Here is a 1624-nt window from a genome sequence, read left to right as displayed (position 1 = left end):
GTGTGGTTTCTGCAATTTTGATTTTTGCATATTGAACAAAGTTTTTTAAATTATTTTCCTTGCGGAGCCTTGTAGCAGTATTTTTGATTTTGACAAGTATACGCTGGTTATTAGTTGCTATTTTCTCTCACTATTTCATAGGTCATTTATTTGCACAGTGCCTACACGCCTTTAGTTTTGTCTTATTTCATCTCATCGCAATGCGGCTTATCTTTCAAAAATTTTCAATAGGGCAACAAGGTCGAGGTCAGGCTTTTTATAGCACCATGTGGGGGCTTGGAGTGGCGTTTGGGAGCATTTTGGCTGGTCATTACTGGAAAATTCTTACGGGTGAGCATATTTTTATGATCGCTGCTTTAGTGGTTCTATTGGGTTTGTGCTTTGTCTATTGGTTACCTAAACAAATCCAAAAGTCAGTTTCTTAGATTAAATAGTGATAAAAATTGTTAGGAATACAGAGTTAAAGATAGAAATTGTTTGATGAGAAGTATCGGTTCGTTACGGTTGAAAAATATTGTTTTTATATGGTTATGAAACAATGTTTTTCTAAAAAAATGTGCTAACTTAAACTCATGCGTTTAATGATTAATAAATCTATGAAAAATATTTATATTATGGGATTATTATTGGCTTGTTCTGGTTTTGCTATGGCTGAGACAGTGACTCAACAGCCAACAGCACAACCTGTTCGCACTGCAAGTAATCCTAATGCTATACGTATTGTTACGCGTCCTGAAATTATGGGATTATGGGGAATGGAGATTCCAAATAATAAAAAATGTGTAGAGTATTATAACTTCCGCAGTAGTAACGATGTGGTGATTAAAAGTGGTGAAGAGTGGTCATACGGTATTTATGAATATCAGCCATCTGATGACCCTAAAGAGCAGCTATCGGCTTTAGTAATGCAAATTAAGTTTGATAATAATAAAGTAGATTGTTCTGGTCAGAAGCAAGATCAGACAGGTGATATTTCTCAATATTTCGTGCAATGGAAAAATGACCATACTATTAATTTCTGCTCAACGGCTAAGGGTGAGCAATGTTTCGCAACTTTACGCCGAATGTTGCCATAAACAAATTATAAAAAAGCCTCTTATTTAAGGGGCTTTTTTATATGAAGCAGATTAAGCAGTTTCAGCTTTCTTTTCTTCTTCCACTTGTTTTAACAAGTGTTTTTCAAGGTAATGGATGTCCATTGCTTGAGAACAGAAGTTTTTATCCTGCAAAATAAGATCTTTATGTAAAGGAATATTGGTTTTAATTCCTGTAAGGATCATTTCATCTAACGCTTGACGCATGCGGGCAAGTGAAGTTTCACGATCTTTACCATGAGCAATCAATTTTGCAATCATTGAATCGTAATATGGCGGAATGCTATATCCAGGATAGATATGAGAATCTAAACGAATACCCGCACCGCCTGGTGCATAGAAACTTTCAATTTTACCTGGTGAAGGTAAGAATGTTGTTGGATCTTCGGCATTGATACGACATTCAATGGCATGACCACGGACTTCAATATCTTCTTGTTGAAGCTCTAAGCCTAAACCAGCTGCAATACGTAATTGCTGCTCAATAATGTCAACACCAGTCACCATTTCAGTTACAGGGTGCTCAACCT

Annotated in this window: 1 protein-coding gene and 2 pseudogenes; 2 read left to right on the top strand and 1 reads right to left on the bottom strand. The window is 36.1% G+C overall.

Annotated elements, in window-relative coordinates; genetic code table 11:
• Positions 1 to 425, top strand: a pseudogene (locus VXQ92_RS17085) (MFS transporter); the annotation flags it as partial.
• A 147-nt stretch (positions 426 to 572) separates the two neighbouring features.
• Positions 573 to 1076 carry a hypothetical protein gene (locus tag VXQ92_RS17080; RefSeq protein WP_001238662.1) on the top strand — a complete coding sequence of 168 codons (504 nt, stop codon included), beginning with the start codon at positions 573 to 575 and terminating at the stop codon, positions 1074 to 1076.
• Between the two features lie 51 nt (positions 1077 to 1127).
• Here VXQ92_RS17080 and VXQ92_RS17075 read toward each other — a convergent pair.
• Positions 1128 to 1624, bottom strand: a pseudogene (locus VXQ92_RS17075) (acetyl-CoA carboxylase biotin carboxylase subunit); the annotation flags it as partial.

This window comes from Acinetobacter sp. 228 (genome assembly GCF_048147885.1).
Note: the sequence above shows the minus strand (reverse complement) of the source record. Positions and strands in the feature narration are given on the sequence as shown.